Annotated in this window: 15 protein-coding genes; 9 read left to right on the forward strand and 6 right to left on the reverse strand. The window is 40.8% G+C overall.

Going from position 1 to position 17,960, the window contains the following annotated elements:
• Window positions 1-256 precede the first annotated feature (256 nt).
• From PSR9079_RS06505 to PSR9079_RS06530, 6 genes are all read left to right on the forward strand, one after another.
• Complete coding sequence (locus PSR9079_RS06505; protein ID WP_149980828.1) at window positions 257-1,687, forward strand: peptide MFS transporter; 1,431 nt, start codon at window positions 257-259, stop codon at window positions 1,685-1,687.
• Window positions 1,688-1,813: 126 nt separating this feature from the next.
• Window positions 1,814-4,546 (forward strand): metallophosphoesterase, encoded by a 2,733-nt coding sequence (locus PSR9079_RS06510; protein ID WP_149980829.1) that lies wholly within the window; start codon window positions 1,814-1,816, stop codon window positions 4,544-4,546.
• Window positions 4,547-4,843: 297 nt separating this feature from the next.
• A complete protein-coding gene (gene hppD / locus PSR9079_RS06515; RefSeq protein ID WP_149980830.1) occupies window positions 4,844-5,890 on the forward strand; it encodes a 4-hydroxyphenylpyruvate dioxygenase in 1,047 nt (348 codons plus the stop codon).
• 153 nt (window positions 5,891-6,043) lie between these two features.
• Window positions 6,044-7,357, forward strand: a complete 1,314-nt coding sequence (gene fahA, locus PSR9079_RS06520) for a fumarylacetoacetase (RefSeq protein WP_145237348.1) — start codon at window positions 6,044-6,046, stop codon at window positions 7,355-7,357.
• A gap of 142 nt (window positions 7,358-7,499) precedes the next feature.
• A complete protein-coding gene (locus PSR9079_RS06525) occupies window positions 7,500-8,657 on the forward strand; it encodes a M23 family metallopeptidase (RefSeq protein ID WP_149980831.1) in 1,158 nt (385 codons plus the stop codon).
• Entirely contained in the window at window positions 8,647-9,138 is a 492-nt protein-coding gene (locus PSR9079_RS06530; protein WP_145237352.1) for a bactofilin family protein, read from the forward strand. The genes PSR9079_RS06525 and PSR9079_RS06530 overlap by 11 nt, the downstream gene beginning before the upstream one ends.
• A gap of 16 nt (window positions 9,139-9,154) precedes the next feature.
• On the opposite strand, the gene PSR9079_RS06535 is transcribed toward PSR9079_RS06530, so the two are convergent.
• Complete coding sequence (locus PSR9079_RS06535; RefSeq protein WP_145237355.1) at window positions 9,155-9,628, reverse strand: hotdog fold domain-containing protein; 474 nt, start codon at window positions 9,626-9,628, stop codon at window positions 9,155-9,157.
• A gap of 164 nt (window positions 9,629-9,792) precedes the next feature.
• On the opposite strand from PSR9079_RS06535, the gene PSR9079_RS06540 reads away from it, so the two are divergent.
• Genes PSR9079_RS06540 through PSR9079_RS06550 form a run of 3 tightly spaced genes read left to right on the forward strand, consistent with a single transcriptional unit; the run spans window position 9,793 to window position 12,109 of the window.
• On the forward strand, window positions 9,793-10,986 hold the full coding sequence (locus PSR9079_RS06540) for a multidrug effflux MFS transporter (RefSeq protein ID WP_149980832.1): 1,194 nt from the start codon (window positions 9,793-9,795) through the stop codon (window positions 10,984-10,986).
• A gap of 5 nt (window positions 10,987-10,991) precedes the next feature.
• Entirely contained in the window at window positions 10,992-11,627 is a 636-nt protein-coding gene (locus PSR9079_RS06545; protein ID WP_149980833.1) for a LysE family translocator, read from the forward strand.
• A 17-nt stretch (window positions 11,628-11,644) separates the two neighbouring features.
• Window positions 11,645-12,109 carry a methylglyoxal synthase gene (locus tag PSR9079_RS06550; protein WP_145237363.1) on the forward strand — a complete coding sequence of 155 codons (465 nt, stop codon included), beginning with the start codon at window positions 11,645-11,647 and terminating at the stop codon, window positions 12,107-12,109.
• Between the two features lie 7 nt (window positions 12,110-12,116).
• Here the strand turns inward: PSR9079_RS06550 and yegD are convergent, their stop codons facing one another.
• From yegD to PSR9079_RS06575, 5 genes are all read right to left on the reverse strand, one after another.
• On the reverse strand, window positions 12,117-13,484 hold the full coding sequence (gene yegD / locus PSR9079_RS06555) for a molecular chaperone (RefSeq protein ID WP_149980834.1): 1,368 nt from the start codon (window positions 13,482-13,484) through the stop codon (window positions 12,117-12,119).
• Between the two features lie 64 nt (window positions 13,485-13,548).
• Window positions 13,549-14,397 carry a DNA ligase gene (locus PSR9079_RS06560; RefSeq protein ID WP_149980835.1) on the reverse strand — a complete coding sequence of 283 codons (849 nt, stop codon included), beginning with the start codon at window positions 14,395-14,397 and terminating at the stop codon, window positions 13,549-13,551.
• Between the two features lie 34 nt (window positions 14,398-14,431).
• Entirely contained in the window at window positions 14,432-15,088 is a 657-nt protein-coding gene (locus PSR9079_RS06565) for an HAD family hydrolase (protein ID WP_149980836.1), read from the reverse strand.
• A gap of 61 nt (window positions 15,089-15,149) precedes the next feature.
• Complete coding sequence (locus PSR9079_RS06570) at window positions 15,150-15,449, reverse strand: hypothetical protein (protein ID WP_145237374.1); 300 nt, start codon at window positions 15,447-15,449, stop codon at window positions 15,150-15,152.
• 121 nt (window positions 15,450-15,570) lie between these two features.
• The gene (locus PSR9079_RS06575) at window positions 15,571-17,862 is read right to left on the reverse strand and encodes a TonB-dependent receptor (RefSeq protein WP_149980837.1); all 2,292 of its coding nucleotides are present in this window, start codon (window positions 17,860-17,862) and stop codon (window positions 15,571-15,573) included.
• Window positions 17,863-17,960 lie beyond the last annotated feature (98 nt).

The following is a 17,960-nucleotide window of genomic DNA, read 5'->3' on the forward strand; positions in this document are numbered from 1 at the left end:
CTTGAAAGTCATCAGTAAGCTAACTATCGCAAGCACTTCCCCTGCACTGTCCGTATATGTATACTTAGGCGCAATTGTAGCTAGGATAAGGGTGTGACTCTTACCCACTAAGCAAAAACTTAGTGAGCAAACCATTACCTTAGCTGCATTAAAAATAATATTCATGGCCACCCGTTCTATTTGTGTTGAAAGCACATGAACGACCAAAGCAAAAAATATAAGGCCGCAATAATTAACGTTGAGTTAGGAAGTAAATATGAGTTCATTACCTAAAGCAGGTGATTTTTTAGGGCATCCTAAAGGATTATTTCTGTTGTTCGGCACAGAAATGTGGGAGCGATTTGGTTATTACGGCATGCGTGCCATTTTAGTACTTTATCTTGTTGCTATTGTCCAAGACGGTGGTTTTGGTTGGAGTAATGCAGACGCACTAAGCCTTTATGGTACGTTCACAATGGCGGTTTATATAACTCCATTATTTGGTGGTTGGTTAGCTGATAACGTACTTGGTCAACGAAAAGCTATTATCATCGGCGGTCTACTAATGGCTGCTGGCCATTTTACTATGGGTATCCCCCACGATATGTTAGCCGGCCAACAAGAAAACGTATTTTATATTGGTCTTGCATTATTATGTATGGGTAACGGTTTATTTAAACCTAACATCTCAACTATGGTTGGCGACTTGTATAAAGAGGGTGATCAACGTCGTGATGGCGCCTTCACAATCTTCTATATGGGTATCAACTTAGGTGGTGCGCTTGGTCCACTTGTTGCGGGTTTCGCAGCTGCATCTATGGGTTGGCAATATGGCTTCATTGTAGCGGGTGTTGGTATGCTTGTATCTGTGGCGATGCAAGTGGTTTTAAGTAATAAATACTTAGGTGATATTGGTGTTGTTCCTGCAGCTAAATTAGCGCAATCACAATCAACTTCAGATACCAAAGAGCCGCTAACTAAAGTAGAAACTGACCGTATCAAAGTTATTTTCACTATGAGTGTATTTAGTATCATATTTTGGATGGGTTTTGAGCAAGCCGGTGGCTTGATGAATTTATTCGCAAATGATTACACAGACCGTATGTTGTTCAACTTTGAAATTCCAGCGTCTTGGTTTCAATCATTAAACTCTATTTTCATTATCATTTGTGCTCCTATCGTTGCTATCGTTTGGCTAAAACTTGATAAACGTGAACCTAATTCACCCGTTAAGTTTGCCATTGCGTTGATATTTTTAGCGCTTGGTTTCATCACTATGATTTTAGCACTTATGACTCAAGGTCACGGTGAGCCGTTACAGATCAGCATGATGTGGTTAGTGTTATTTTACTTATTCCATACTCTGGGTGAATTATGTTTATCACCTATCGGCTTATCAATGGTGAGTAAACTAGCACCACTGCGTTTAGCATCAATGCTAATGGGTATTTGGTTCCTATGTACTGCGGTTGCAAATAAGATTGCAGGTTTCGTTGGTTCATTCTTAGGTGAAGGCGAAGAAGCGCTTGATAACGCATTAGGCATTTTTATTGGTTTAGGTGCCACTGCTGTTCTCTCTGCTGTGATCATGTACTTACTAAGCGACAAGCTTGTTAAGTGGATGCACGGTGCTGAAGGTCAACACGAGCCACAAACACAAGAACACATTTTAGCTGAAGAGCTTGAAGTAGTTGCTGAAAAACCGTAACGTTGTGTTTATTGCTTACCCACAAGCCGCCGTGCTTGTGGGTGATTTCTAATCAACATCTCTATATCTTGTTTCTAGATACTGTTACTATGTCCGTCGTCGATCAGAATATTTGCGTGGGCAATAATGTCTCTTTTAATACAAAAAAAACTATTATTAATTATTTTTCTATTCCCTTTATTAAATGCGTGTGGTGGTGATGATACTGTCAAAGATACCGCGTTTGATGTGGATGAAGCTAACTTACTAATTTCTGTTAATGATGGTTTGAAAAAGCGCTTCGACAATGACTTAGTGACTATTAATATCCCCAAAAATGCGGTAAATACCGATACCAGTTTTGTATTTAGTAAATCAGCCCTAGATAATGAAAACAAAACGATTGGCATCACTTCGGCAATTTACATTTTCAGTCCGAGTGATTTAACGTTTAACACACCTATTACTTTATCGATCGTCGCTAAAAATCCAACAGACAACCAGATGTTTTCAATCGTGCAGCTGATTAATGGCCAATGGCAATCACTAGCCAGTACAACATCAGAAAATAACCTGATCAGCGCTCAAATTACAACGTTTGGTACTTTTGCTATTAAATCGCGAACAGAAATGCCTATTGCTAAAACAATTGGCCCAAGCTGCCCAAGCACAAACACCGAACAAAAAATACGCTTTATCCATGTAGCTGACTTACATGCTCGGTTTGGTTTTAAGGAGCATTATTTTAGTCGTATTAAAGGCTATTACGAGCAAGCCATAGAGGAGCAACCCTTCACTGTTTTTACTAATGGTGGTGATGATTATGAAAAAGGCACTGTAGCTGAGCAAACATCAAAGGGCTGGGCTACCGTAGAGGCAATAAAAGCAATGAAATTCGATGTTCGTGTTGTTGGTAACCATGACTATGCATGGGGAGCAGAGCAGTTACTCGAGTACGTAAATGATCAGCATGCAATTGTATTAGCTAGCAATACTCGCTATGCAGGTGACAATACACAAGGCTTTGACGGTGTTGATTTCTCTATTGTGCAAGTTGGTTGTCTTAAAGTAGGTTTTTTCGGTATGACCTCTGTACCATGGAATGAGCTGGATGAGCCAATTGAAACAGACCCAATTCCTGACTTCATTGCTAATTTCAAAATGAATTGGCAATGGCAAGAAGTAGCTCAAAATATTGTCGATCAATATCGCCAAGATGTCGATTATATGGTGATGTTAAGTCATTTAGGGGAAGGTACCGACACCCGTATCGCTGAGAATGTCGAAGGCATTGATCTGGTCCTTGGTGGGCATACTCATGGTGGAGAAAGTTACCAGCAACTTAATAATGGCAGTGTTGTGATCCAGCCAAATTTCTTTGCCCAAGGTCTTACTGACTTGACCCTTACTTTTAATGTAGCAACAAAAACACTGAGTAATATTGACTATAACACTGTTGCAACTAGTACAATTAGCACTACAGACGTAGAAACCCAGCAACAAATTGATTTAATTATGGGTAAATATGCGCCAGATGCACAAACTGAAATAGCCCTTTCGCAAAATTACCCTACAGTTAAAGAACTTAGCAAAATAACCGCGCTTGCCACTGTACACCAATTTCAAAATGTTGATGCAGTATTATTTGACGCAAGCCAAGTTCAAGAGCGCTGGACACCAGGCACGCTAACCCAAGAAGATTTCCACAACGCATACCAAGTCGAAAGGCAACCGTCTAATACCGCAGGTTTTAACGCAATTTATCAAGTATCCGTTACGGGAGCTGAACTCAAAGCAATGACAGCAAGCCAACCTAACTGGGTATATATTGCACCTAGTGATATCTTAGAATCGCAGACATACACGGTTGCTTTACAAAAAGGACCAGCATTTAATAGCGAACTATTTTTTAATAATGTGAACTTAAATACCCCAACCCTACTAGCAGAAGCATGGGCAATACTGGATAACTATGCCCGCTTTCGTACCAGTCAATGCCTATACATAGATACCGACAGTCAGCTTAATGTATGTAAAGTAGATGACGGAATTACCGTGTGGAATTTTAATGATGCCAATACTCCTTTTAAAGCCGATAGCGGCCCAGCAACATTAACTTATTTTGATCCTGAAGATAAAAACTGGGGGGATGAAAAAACACAATTTAAAACAACTACGGAGTTAAATATTAGTGATTTAAGTAATGGCTCCTCAGGTGTAATGGCTTTTTCACGCCACAGCCCTGTAGAAGGGATAACTTTAAACACCAATGTGCCCCCTAATGGCGACTTTGCAGATCAAAATTTAATTTCAGATTATACCTTAGTTATGGATGTTTTATGGCCGACTGATAGTACTCAAAGCTGGCGAGCATTATTGCAAACAGACTTGACTAACCTTACTGATGCTGAACTTTATTACAATACCGATAATGGCATAGGAATAGCAACTTCTGATAGTGGTTACTTTGGTAATTTAGCAAGTAATGAATGGCACCGTATTGCATTTGTATTTTATGCAGCCCCTAGTAACGGCGTACTTAAAATATATTTAAATGGTGATCTCATTGGCATAAAAGATGAAGGGGAAATTGATTCCCGCTGGGCTATTGATAAAACCGCTCTATTGTTTACTGACAATGATTATGAAACCAAACCTGGTTATTTAAACGCAATGCTTTTTGCAGGACGCGCAATGACCGATAAAGAAATTGCATCACTTGGCTCTGCACAACAAACACTGTCTTTCACACCGACAATACGTGAACTAAACAAAGCAGTTGAGCGCCACTATAAAAGCGCACCAACCATTACTCCAAACCCTTGGTTACAAAAACGTAGCAAGTTTTTTAACAAACAAGCCTCTATCGTAAATAATTAATTACAGTCGCATCAGGTATTTTAGCATGAAAAGTACCTATTTTACTTATACCCTAAAAGGTAAATACATAATTATAACATGGACTTAATGTAACAAATTAGGAGCCATTTTTATCTATCCTTATTTCAAACACTGAATCATGGCTACTGGTTATAGAATTTATGAAAAACCGTCCCATTTAATTTACAAAGAGCCGTTTGCCTAAATAGCTATCGGCTCTTCCCCTGCCGCTAATTATGGTTAATTATCTGCGCATCAGACACAACAAGACGCAGTGTTTATTGCGGGAGAATTATAATGAGTGAAGTAACTAACCCTTTAGGTTTGGTAGGTATCGAGTTTACTGAATACGCTACACCTGATGCAGATTATATGGATAAAGTATTTACCGATTTTGGTTTTTCAAAGCTCAAAACATTTAAAGGTAAAGACATTGTTTATTACAACCAAAACGATATTCACTTTTTACTAAATAATGAACGTGGTGGTTTCTCTGCAGAATTTGCAAAAAGTCATGGTCCTGCAATTTGTTCTATGGGTTGGCGTGTAGAGAATGCTCAACAGGCATTTGACACCGCAGTAGCGCGTGGTGCAAAACCAGCGACTGATTCAACTCATAAAGACCTACCATACCCGGCAATTTACGGTATTGGTGACAGCTTAATTTATTTTATTGAGCAATTTGGTGACAAAGGTTCAATCTATGAGCAAGACTTTGAAGACTTAAGCGAACAAAACATTGTTGATGATAAAGGCTTTATTCGCATCGACCATTTAACTAATAACGTTTATAAAGGCACTATGGAAACATGGGCTAACTTTTATAAAGACGTCTTTGGTTTTACTGAGGTTCGTTACTTTGATATCAAAGGCCAAAAAACAGCCTTGATCTCTTATGCACTTAAATCACCGTGCGGCACCTTCTCGATTCCAATCAATGAAGGTAAAGGCAACGATAACAACCAAATCGATGAATACCTTGGTGAATACAATGGCCCAGGCGTGCAGCATTTAGCATTCTTAACAGATGACCTAGTAAGCTCACTAGATAAGCTTGATAAATCAACCATTGCCACGCTTGATATTATTCCTGAATACTACGATACAATTTTCGATCGTGTACCTTGGGTTGCAGAAGATAAAGAAAAGATCCGTGAACATCAGATCTTAGTCGATAGCCAAAGTGAAAATTGCTACTTATTGCAAATTTTCTCGAAAAACTTATTTGGCCCAATCTTTATCGAGATGATCCAGCGCGTTGATGACGGCGGTTTTGGAGAAGGTAACTTCCAAGCTCTGTTTGAATCAATCGAGCGCGACCAAGAGCGCCGCGGCGTTTTATAAGCACCGTATTGTAAATTTAAAAAGCAGCGTACTTCGCTGCTTTTTGTCGTTTCATCAATATTATAAATGACAATCTGAATTTCACTGTTTAAATCGCGCTATTCATCACCATATCCACTGTAAAGCGCGACTGACTAAACCAAAGGAAATGTAATGAGTTTAATTAACGAAACCCATGATATAAATTTAACTAGCTGGGTTGCCTCAGCGAACGTTGCAAATTGTGACTTCCCAATTCAAAACCTACCATTTGCAGAAGTACGTCGTAAGAACTCTGACGAAGCTTTTCGTGGTGCCGTTGCCATTGGCGACCAAGTTATCGACCTTGCCAAAGTAAACGAGTTAGCTATTTTCTCAGGCGATGCACAAACAGCCATAGCAGCAGCAAGCCAAGCTACATTAAATGAATTTATGGGTCTTGGTCAGCAATATTGGTCAGCGCTACGTTTAGCATTATCTAAAGCATTACGCGAAGGCGCCGCTGAACAAGCTAAGTTAAGCGACGCATTAATTGCCCAGGCGGACATTGAGTTTGCATTGCCCTGTCGTATTGGCGATTACACTGACTTTTACACATCTATCTATCATGCAACAGCAGTCGGTAGCTTATTCCGTCCTGACAACCCGTTACTGCCTAACTATAAATGGGTACCCATTGGTTACCATGGCCGTTCTTCATCAATTGATGTGTCAGGTCAAACCTTTCATCGCCCAAATGGTCAAACTAAGGCGCCAGACGCTGAAGTACCATCGCTTGGTCCGTGTAAACGTTTAGATTATGAGTTAGAGCTAGGCATTTATTTAGGTAAAGGTAATGAATTAGGTGATGCCATTGCTATCGAAAACGCTGAAAACCATGTATTTGGTTTTTGTGTATTCAATGACTGGTCAGCACGTGATTTACAGGCATGGGAATACCAACCATTAGGTCCATTCCTTGCGAAAAACTTTGCTTCAACTGTATCACCATGGATTGTAACCACCGAAGCATTAGCACCTTACAAAACATCGTGGACTCGTGATGAAAATGACCCTCAGCCACTAGATTATTTAGAATCAAGCCAAAACCGTGAGCTTGGCGCCTTTGATATAAAAATGGACGTGCAAATTGAGACCGCTAAAATGCGTGAACAAGGTGCTGCACCTTCATTAGTATCTAAATCAAGTTTCAAACATTCATACTGGACAGTGGCACAAATGGTGACTCATCACACAGTAAATGGTTGTAACTTTATGCCAGGTGATATGCTGGGTTCAGGTACGCAATCAGGTCCAACTCATGAAGAAGCCGGTTCATTACTTGAACTGTCTCGTGGTGGTAAAGAAAAAATCACCCTTAATAATGGTGAGCAGCGCAGCTTTTTAGAAGATGGCGACAACGTTATTATGCGTGGTTGGTGTGAAAAAGCCGGTTTTGCTCGTATCGGTTTTGGCTGCGTAGAAGGAACGGTTCTTCCTGCTAAGTAACTAAGTTGTAAACATTTATTAAATGTATTTATTATAAGGAGGCGACCAACGCCTCCTTTTTTAAGATTAATTACAATTTTTTACTGGCTTTTTCAGCTCAGATTGCTATCTTAATCCGGTTAATAGCCAGTGTTTATAAGCCATGTCAGCATTTATTAAGTCTTTTTATCACAAATTATTCCCAGCTAGACAGCTGTTGATCCGCCAAAATGGTGAGGTTAAACATGTGATATTAGCACCTTGGTTACAAATATCAGCTGTAGCGATTATTTTAATTGCTTTAGTATGGTTGGCTGTTTCGACCCTGCGAATATACTCTCAAACCAACAAGATTTCCGACATCGAACAAAGCCAATTATCAAAACAACAACAGTGGCAGCAACAAAGTAAAGAACAACAAGCACAATACGATAAACAGTTAGCCCAGCTTGCGGTGCTTGAGCAAAAGCATGCTTTACTGCAGAGTATGATCGATTCTTTACCTGAGTCGATGAGCAATCCCACACTGCCAGCAGCGCCGCCAGAAGGTGAACTCGGTGAGCAACAAGAAGAGTTCCACGAACCATTAGTTGATGAAAACCCTAACAACGCACACACTCTTTCACTCTCTGACTCTGTTAATATCGAGCAACGTTTTGCACTACTCGATAGCCAATACCAACACAGCTTTTTACAAATAGAGCAACAAATAGAACGCCGCCAGCACGATATTTTAGCGATGCTCAAAGGTGCAGGACTTGATACCGCCTTGGCGCGTCGTCTAGATGGTGATATGACAGAAACCGCGCAAGGTGGTCCGCTGGATTTATTTGATGAATCAAAGATCCCAGCTGAATTTTTAGTCATCGCAGATAAACTATTGGCGTTGAATAAGCTTGAAAATTTACTCAGTGAATTACCGCAAACTCTGCCTGCAGCAAATTACTATATTTCGAGTAGTTTTGGCCTGCGTAAAGATCCAGTGAATAACCGTCATGCTTATCATAAAGGTGTTGATTTAGCAGGTTGGCATAAAACCGAAATATTCGCCCCCGCTGATGGCACTGTATTACGCGCAGGACGCAACGGTGGTTATGGTAATTTTATCGAACTGCAACATAAAAACGGCTTTGTAACTCGGTTTGGTCACTTAAATAAAATCAACGTTAAAAAAGGCCAAACGGTAACCAAAAATGATGTTATCGGATTAATGGGCAGCACTGGCAGAAGTACTGGCACTCACCTACACTATGAAGTATTACTTAACGACAAACATGTCAATCCAGTCAAAATTACAAAGGCGCTTTCTCGTGTTCGGTAAAAAAAAATCAACAGTAAGTAGTTCTGCAAATTCTCAACTAAAAAGAACTAGCCACACTCCTTCGATCATTTCTGAAGATGTTCGCTTAACGGGCAGCCTAGTGAGTCAAGGTGAAGTACAGCTTGATGGTCGCATAGATGGTGATGTTCGTGTTAACCATTTAGTTATTGGTAATACCGGTTGTGTTGAAGGCTCAGTGGTCGCTGAAAGCGTGATTGTAAAAGGTAAAGTAATCGGCTCACTCAACGCCAGCAAAGTAGTTATTGAACGTTCAGCGCAAGTGCACGGGGATGTTTATCAAGATACTTTAAGTATTGATGCTGGTGCAATTATTGAAGGTAACTTAAAACAACGCCATGAAGCTGAAACGGTTGAATTAATTACCAATAACGCAGAATCAAAGCCGGAGCTTACATCTGCGCTCAGTGAAGGTGATAATGACTTGTCGTTTTTCAACAAACAAGCCGCAGAGAAAAAATAATCGCTTTATTTTTCTTTTACTTTTTCTTAGTAACGTACATCGTAATATCAGCAGTGAAGACCAATTCACTGCGAGTATTGTAAAGCTTCACTGGCACCACTAAATCCTCTTTATCTAGCCATTGTCTTGGCATTGCAATTTCTGCCACAGCTGTGACATCAGTATCAACCTTCGCTAAGTACTGCACCGTCATTCCTTTAGGGATCCAGCGATGAGTTTTATACGGCACGGTAGCATCAACCATCACACCGGCACATAACTCAGCTAAATTACATTGCGCAATAGCATGGATAGTCCCAATATGATTGTGCACACTCCGTCGGTTTTTAACCATTGCGCTGCAATGTCCGTCACGTAAATCTAAAACAGTGGGTTTCATTGAGCCAAAATAAGGGGCTTTAAAACACACGACTTTAGTAAATAACCAATTGCCAAATGGTAGACGCTTAAAACTATGCCATGCTGTTAAAACTGCAGATTTATTACTCATTATTATTTTCCATTGAATGTCGCTATTGCAAAATTAGCACATCAGACCAGTTAGCAAAAGTGCATTTATACTTATAATCTTACTAGCTATATTCTTATAGATGGGTCATATGCCCTTTCTTTTTTATCTTTGCAGACCTAAAATACGCGGCAAAAGGAGCACTCATGCCAACAACCGATCGCCGCAATCATCTTAGTGTTATTTTAATTCTCGCTCTTCTGGTTATATTCTGCCCATTAGCGATTGATATTTACTTACCCGCATTTCCTGATATAGCGCAAGCATTGGCTATTGATGAGCAGCAAGTGCAACTTACCGTCGCTATTTTTATGCTGACGGTTGGCTTAGGTCAGCTTATAGCAGGTCCTTTAGCCGACAAGTTTGGCCGCCGTCCAGTCGCACTATTTGGCATCACACTGTATGGATTTGCTGGGATGTTGGCTTTTTTAGCGCCTAATTTTAGCATTCTGATGCTTGCGCGTGCACTACAAGGTTTTGGGGCTTGTGCCACTTTTGTGGTTGCATTTGCGATTGTTCGTGATACCTACGGCAGTGCTAAAAGCGGCCAAATGATCACTTACCTAAATGGTATTGTGTGTTTTATTCCCGCGTTAGCGCCTATTTTAGGCGCTTGGCTGACTGTGCAATTTGGCTGGCGGATAAACTTTTTATTTTTGGCGGGGTTTGCTTGTGTTGGACTAATGATCACTGCCATATATTTTAAAGAAACACGCCCTGCGGATAGCCACTATGAGGGCCACATACTCGATTTACGTCGTTTTATACCAATCATTAGCACGCCTATTTTTCTTTTTAATAGCCTAATTTGTATGGTGGCAATGTCGGCTATTTTAGCTTTTGTAACATTAGCACCTGGATGGATCATGACCGAGTTAGGTGGATCGGTCAGCGATTTTACTTTTTGGTTTACTCTCAATGCCATTGTTAGCATTGTAGCCAGCTTTATTGCACCATTGTATATCAAACGCCATAGTCAAAAAGCGTTACGCATAGGTATGAGTTTATTAATTTTCTCTGGTGTACTGATTTTAATTCTCGGCCAGTTTAAAAGTGCCTTTGCTTTTATGCTACCAGTGTTGATTGCTGCGCTAGGCTTTGCACTTAGCTTAGGCTCAGCGGCTGGAATGGCATTGTCACATTTTGCTAAACAAGCAGGTACTGCATCTGCGTTAATCGGTTTAATGCAAATGAGCGGCGCTGGAGCATTGGTTATGCTCACCCAAGTGCTCCCTTTCAATGCGCCCGAGTTTATTGCTTTTCACTTATTATTATTGCTGCCACTGTGGGTTATACTGCTCAGTAATAAAGCACATGCTTATCACCCTAAAAACACATAAAAACAATGATCAATTTTGAATTTTTACTGTCATTTTTAGCCGCCAGTTTTTTAATCGCTGTTGCACCAGGTCCTTCCAATGCTTTTTTAATGGCGCAAACTTTTGCCAATGGCCGCGTAGCAGGCTTACAAAGCGCATTTGGTTTTGCTTTAGGCGGAGTGGCGCATACTTTATTTGCCGTTGTCGGTCTTACGGCTATCCTTAAAGCCTCAGAAGTGGCTTATACCAGCGTACAATACGCTGGTGCTGCCTACTTATGTTATTTAGGTGTAATGATGTTTAAAAGCACATTTATCCAGTCAGAGTGCAGTAGCGAAGATAAACCCCATGTAAGCACCAAGAAAAAAACTAATGTTATGTTTCAGGCTATGATGACTGAAGTGCTCAACCCTAAAGTAGCGTTATTTTTTATTGCGTTTATTCCGCAGTTTGTTGATCCAACCCTGTCATCATCAACTACATTTCAATTAGCTTTCTTTGGCTTACTGTATCCACTTTTTGCGTTTCCGATTGACTGCACGTATATTTACTTTGGCGATAAAATTGCAGGCTACTTTCGAGAGCACCCGCAAAGCCAAATTTGGATTGATCGTATAACAGGTGTAGTATTTGTAGTTCTTGCGGTTAATCTACTCATCTAAAAAAAAAAAGAGTCAACATGGAACAAAAACAGCAAACCCTTCCAGCGCAAAAAAATATTGCTTTAGTTGCACACGATGGTAAAAAAGCAGCCTTGCTAGCCTGGTGTAATAAACATCGCGATAACCTCAGTAAGCACACATTGTATGGCACAGGCACCACAGGTCATTTAATTGAGCGAAATACTGGACTTGAAGTTATCAAACTACTTAGTGGCCCTATGGGGGGCGATCAGCAGTTAGGCGCTAAAATTGCGGAGCATGAAATTCATGTGTTGATTTTCTTTTGGGACCCCCTTGCATCTCAACCTCATGATCCGGATGTTAAAGCATTATTACGCTTAGCTGCGGTATGGAATATTCCAGTGGCGTGTAATGAAGTCAGCGCAGATATGATTTTAAGCTCGCCTTTGATGCATAACGAGCTTGAACGGTCATTGCCAGATTACGAGAAATACCTCGCAACCCGACAAGTAATTCTATAAGCACCCTTTAACGATAAAGCATACTTGCCCATTTAGTGAGTCCGGCGGTTACACTACCAAAGTGATCGCCGTTTACCATTTTAATATCACCTAAGTGCTCAACTAATGCAGCTTTTATTAGTGGCGATTGCGCGCTGCCACCGGTAAGGTAAATCACATCAGGAACGGTCCCTGCATCTTTAATCGCTTGTTTTGCTAAACTTACTATTTGCATAATCGAATCATCAACCGCCACAGCTAAATCAGCTCGTGATAGCACTTTATGTAATTGCGGTGCTAAAAACCCTAATTCACAGTCATACTCAGTCACTGACGAAAGCGCAATTTTTGCCGCCTCCCCTTGCTGTACCAGCTGATGACCTTGCTTATTTTGCTGCAAATCGATCAGTCGTTGAAATAACTCAGGTGCTTGTACTTCACGTAACTGCGTAAGTAATTCTCGATGATGGCTTTGACTATAAAACTGGCTTTGTAAGTTCACATCGTTAATTTTACATGCTTGCCAAAATGCTTGATTAGGCAGTGGTAAACCTGATTTAAACTGACTGCCTAAACCAAGCAATGGCATTAATGCGTGATAGCTTAAAGCAATGTCTAAATCATTACCGCCAACACGTTTACCTGTATGCGCTAAAAAGTCATGATCTCGGTCACTACTATCACGAAAGCTAGGTCCCATTTGCACAAATGAGCAGTCACTGGTACCACCACCAATATCAATAACCAATACTTTTTGATCGTGATTTAAGTCACTTTCATAATCAATTCCCGCTGCGAGTGGTTCATATAAAAAAGCCACATCTTTAAAGCCAGCTCGTTTTGCTGCACGCTCTAAAATACCAATTGCTTGTTGGTTTGATTGCTCTCCACCCACGGCTTGGAAATTTACCGGGCGGCCAATAACCGTTTGTGTTAACTCTTTTTGTAGTGATGTTTCAGCACGCTGTTTGATTTTTAAAATCATCGCGGTGGCAATATCTTCAAAGAAGTTGATTTGCCCTTGCTTTAAACCTATTGCGCCAAAAAACGATTTAGGGGATTTAACAAAATAGCCTTCTTCAGGAAATTGCACATATTCGTTAATTGCTTCACGGCCAATAAAAAGACTTTCATCACCGGGGGCTAGATCTAAGTCAGACTTGATCCGCACCATACTATTGAGCAGGGCTTGGCGCTGGGTTTTAAAATCAGTTTCATAATTTGTACCTGTTAGATGCTGAGCAACAAAATCGACAACTAAAGCACTGTGATGTGTGTATAAGGTTGAAGGGAGGTAAAACTTACCTTGCTCTAGGGGCACCAGCTCAACAGTATTTTTAGCATTCATTACACCCATTGCGCAATTAGAACTACCATAATCAAAACCAACTACCATTACTTCACCACAACTAACATCAAAAGGCCGCGCAATTTAGCATACTTACGGCTTTTTTTAAATGTTAATCAGGATCGCGTTGACGTAAAAAACTAGCAAACCGTGGTAAACCGTTTTTAGTAAAACCATGGTATCGGTATGTCACCGTCGCTCCTATTGCGGGTGGATTTTGGCGCTGTGCGTTACTAAAGCCAGTACCAATTGAAAACTCTTTTCCTTGTGGTGTAACTACTTTTAACGCACCTAGCATGCCAGCAAATTTGCCTTTTCCTGGAAGATGAGCAATGACGACCGCTTCACTATCAAAATAAGGTTTTAACTTTAACAGCGCATCAGAACGGCCACTTTTATGCATTGCCGAGGCTAAATGCAGCATTACACCTTCACCACCTTGCTGAGTTACTTTATCAAAGTACGCAGATAATGCCTGCTCAGTGGTAAACTGATACTGCTGTACTGCTTGGATGTGAGGCTTATTTAATGTTTTTACTAAACGTAGATAATTTTCATAGCGTACTGCAAAGGGATTATGTTGATCTGGCATGTCAAATATCTGATAGGTGACTTTTTGCCAGTCACTATCCAACGGCTGTAAAGTGCGCACAATACCACTGAGGTCTGCAAAATCACCGCGCTTGGTCCACAACTCACCGTCTAACCTCAAATTAGGTAAATCAGCAATAAACCAGCCTGGCGCATGAATGGCATTGCCATTACGGGTTATCAACTGTGTTCCCGTCCAAATCGCACGGACCCCATCAAACTTCTCACTAACGAGATAGTTTTCAATGGCAAGCACTTGATCTTGTTGGTAAACCTTGGCAAGTTGGGCATCTGCGGTGATCTGTGTATCAGTTGCTAAGCAAGTAAAAGTACTGATCAGCAACCATAATACTGTTAGTCCTTTAAGCATATCGGTCTCCTTGTTTATCACCAAGCAGACTAAACTATAGCTTAGTTTGTACCCATTGCCATAGCTGCTGTAAATTATCCATGCGAGAAACAGCTAAACTTAAATCGTGGCCTAGGGTGTGTTTATTCGGTATTGCAACCACAGGTACGTTTGCATTAGTTGCTGCTGTAACGCCGGTGTGTGTATCTTCAACAGCAATTGCTTGCTCTGCAGAAATCCCTAATGTTGTCAGTGCAAGTAAATAAGGGTCTCCCGCAGGTTTTGGATTTTGCACGTCGTCTTTAGTCACTACGCAGTCAAACCATTCATAAAAGCCATAGCCTTTTAAGATAGGTAACGCCTCATGGCGTGAACTACCCGTCACTAATGCCATCTTAAGATCGCTTTGCTTCACTGCCTCTAATACCTCTTCGGCAAAAGGCATTAAAGGAGGTAAATTAGTAGTAACAAATTGCTCGAATGCATCATATTTAGCCTGCGCTAACCACTGCGGTGAAACCGATAAGTTATATTGCTCAACCACTTCAATTGCCGCATCTAAGGTCGGTCGACCTGAAAAACGTTGGCAAAAATCATCTTCTTCATAGCGCACGCCAAACGGTGCTAAAACATCATTCCAACAGTTAAAGTGGACACTTTCTGAATCAACTAAAGTGCCATCCATATCAAATAATACTGCTTTTAATGTCATCCTCATTCCTTTATTTTTCAGCAACAAAAAAGGCGCTCATAGCACCTTTTTGGTTTAATACTTATGCTGTTAAACCTGCTGGAGGCTCTGCAAATGCTTCTTCACCCGTTTCAACATCTACCAACTCGTAGCCACGTTCTTTTCTAACAACTTTTAGTACAGGTTTTTCAAATGCTGTTTTTAAACGCTCTGCGTCATCTCGTAACGCATCTAAGGTGTTGCCAAAAGGCGCTGCGCCCGTTTCTGACCAATTCGTTACTTTACCATTTAGGTTATATTCAACCTCATGTATTTGATATTGCGCCGCTTCATCTTTAGTTGCTTCACAAAAAATCACTCGGTAGTTCCAAAATCCAGCCATTGCTCTTCTCTTGTTAAATTTAATTGTCGCTACTTTAGCAGCTCTAATAAGGCTTTTCACTAGCGTAAAAAAAAAAGCCCGCAAATAATGCGGGCTTAAATCTACTTAACTAAAATGGAGTTTAGTAAAACTTCACTTTAAATTCTGCACCGATATAGCGTTCTTCATTTACCATACCAGTGTTATTATTGAAGTCGATTGCACCGATTACTTGTTGCTCGTCAAATAAGTTACGTACAAACGCAGATACTTCATACTCATAATCACCTTCAGCCCAGTTATAACCAGCACGTAGGCCAGTTTCTAATAGTGATTTACCTTCGAATTCAACTGACTCATACAAGAAGAAGTCAATTTCGCTGCGGTATGAAATATCGGTATAGGCGAAGAAGTCACCACCAGCTACTTCTTTAGTATAACGAAGCGTTAAATTAGAGATCCATTCCGGCGCATGCGGAAGGCTATTGCCATCCAAAATAGCGCGATCTTCAGGGCCAAATGCGCCAGGAACTTGGAATGTAGGATCTTTCACGGTGCACTGCGCACATACAGCAACAGCAAGGTCATTATCTTTAAGCTCAGTTTTGTTGTAGCTTAAGTTAAATGTGGCATTCAACTCATCAGTTAATACCCACTCAGTGTCTAGCTCAAAACCATAACCGGTCGTTTTATCAGCATTTACTAAACGGTTAAAATTAGCGCCACCACCTACAGCCGTTAACTGCTGGTCATCCATTTGATAGTAAAAAACAGTCGCATTTACACGGCCGCGGCCATCTAACACATCTGATTTGATACCTGTTTCGTATGATGTAACAGTCTCTGACTTAGCAATCGTTACTTCATCGCCAAATAGAATACGGCCCTGAATGCTTGGCGCTCGGAAGCTATTCGCAATACGTGCATACCAGTTAACATCGTCGTTAATTTTATAGCTTGATGAAATATCCCAGCTGATGTGATCATCACTAGGGTTTTCAGTTAAAAACAGTGCACCACCGCCAGCAGGACTTAATGTACGATTTGCAGAGAATTCTTTATCATCATCAGAATAACGAAGGCCAGCAGTCACTTTAAAGTCATCTGTTAGTGTGTAGTCAACCGAACCAAAGACTGCCCACGCTTTAGTGTCTTGCTGTTGAATAACATAACCATTTAGTGCTCCATTAGCAGCAGTATCATAGCTGTAGTTCTCAATGGTTAACGCTTCATCAAAGTAAAATACACCTACTTGATAATTTAAGTCACCAGTGAAGTTACTTGATAAACGAAGTTCTTGCGTATACTGGTCGTGCTCAGGAATACCATCAGCACTTTCTGAAGAAAATGGAATAAACCCAGGTCCCATTGCAACAGCTACGTCATTAATTGAATAACCACCGTAACCACCATCGATGTCTGCGCGAGAATAAATTTCTGCGCTTTCCCATGCTGAGATAGAGGTAATAGTATGGTTAGCCAAATCCCACTCAAGTTTTAGATTGGCACCTTGAGATTCAACCTGCTGTGTCGCACGAGAAGCTGCATCATGAAAAACTACATCATGATCATAGCCATCAACTAAATCATTACTGCCTTTTTTAATAACATTGGCACGAAAAGCAATTGGTGAACCGTCCATATCACGCACATGGTAGTTAAATAAACCGGTAAAATCATTGCCTTCATACAAGAATTGGATACGTGCGGCTTGGTCAGTGTAGCCACCCAGAGCATCTTTTTGTTCAAAGCCTGGCGCACGATTATCAATATAATCGTCTTTATCCTGCCAAAGTACTGATACACGTGTTGATAAACGGTCTGTTAATGCACCACCAACTGCACCTTCAAAGTCTACTGCACCTCGGCTGCCGTAAGATACAGAGCCATAGCCATCAAAATCTTGGCTTGGTTTAACTGTATCAAATTTAACTAAACCTGCCGGCGTATTACGACCAAACAAGGTGCCTTGTGGGCCACGTAATACTTCAACACGTGCCACATCAAATACAGGGAAGCCCTTTAAAATAGCATTTTCTTGTACTACTTCATCAACTACCAATGATACTGGTTGCGAGGCATTTAAATCAAAATCAGTATTACCTAAGCCACGAACATAAAAGCGTGGGAAAGAACGGCCAAATGAAGACTCAATCGATAAGCTTGGGATTTTCGCATTCATAAAGCGAATATCCATGCCAGCAGAGCTGTAAGCATCTAAATTATCGCCTTGCAATGCAGATACTGCGACAGGTACTTCCTGTGCATTTTCTACACGCTTGCGCGCAGTGATTTGAATAACTTCTAATTGCTTGCTTTGCGCAGTTGGAGCTTGTTCATCAGCAGCAAGAGTTGTAAATGAAGTACCTGCTACGGCAGAGAACAACGTTGCATTGATTAGGGTTGCTAACGTAGATCTTTTCATTGCTTTCATGTCGGGGTTTAACCTTTTTAGTGCACTCTTATTCAACGGTTGATGTGTTGCGCCAAATTCACTCGGCGGGCTCGGCCAATTTTTCGCGCCTTAAGTTA

The organism is Pseudoalteromonas rhizosphaerae, from assembly GCF_902498845.1.
Taxonomy (GTDB): domain Bacteria; phylum Pseudomonadota; class Gammaproteobacteria; order Enterobacterales; family Alteromonadaceae; genus Pseudoalteromonas; species Pseudoalteromonas rhizosphaerae.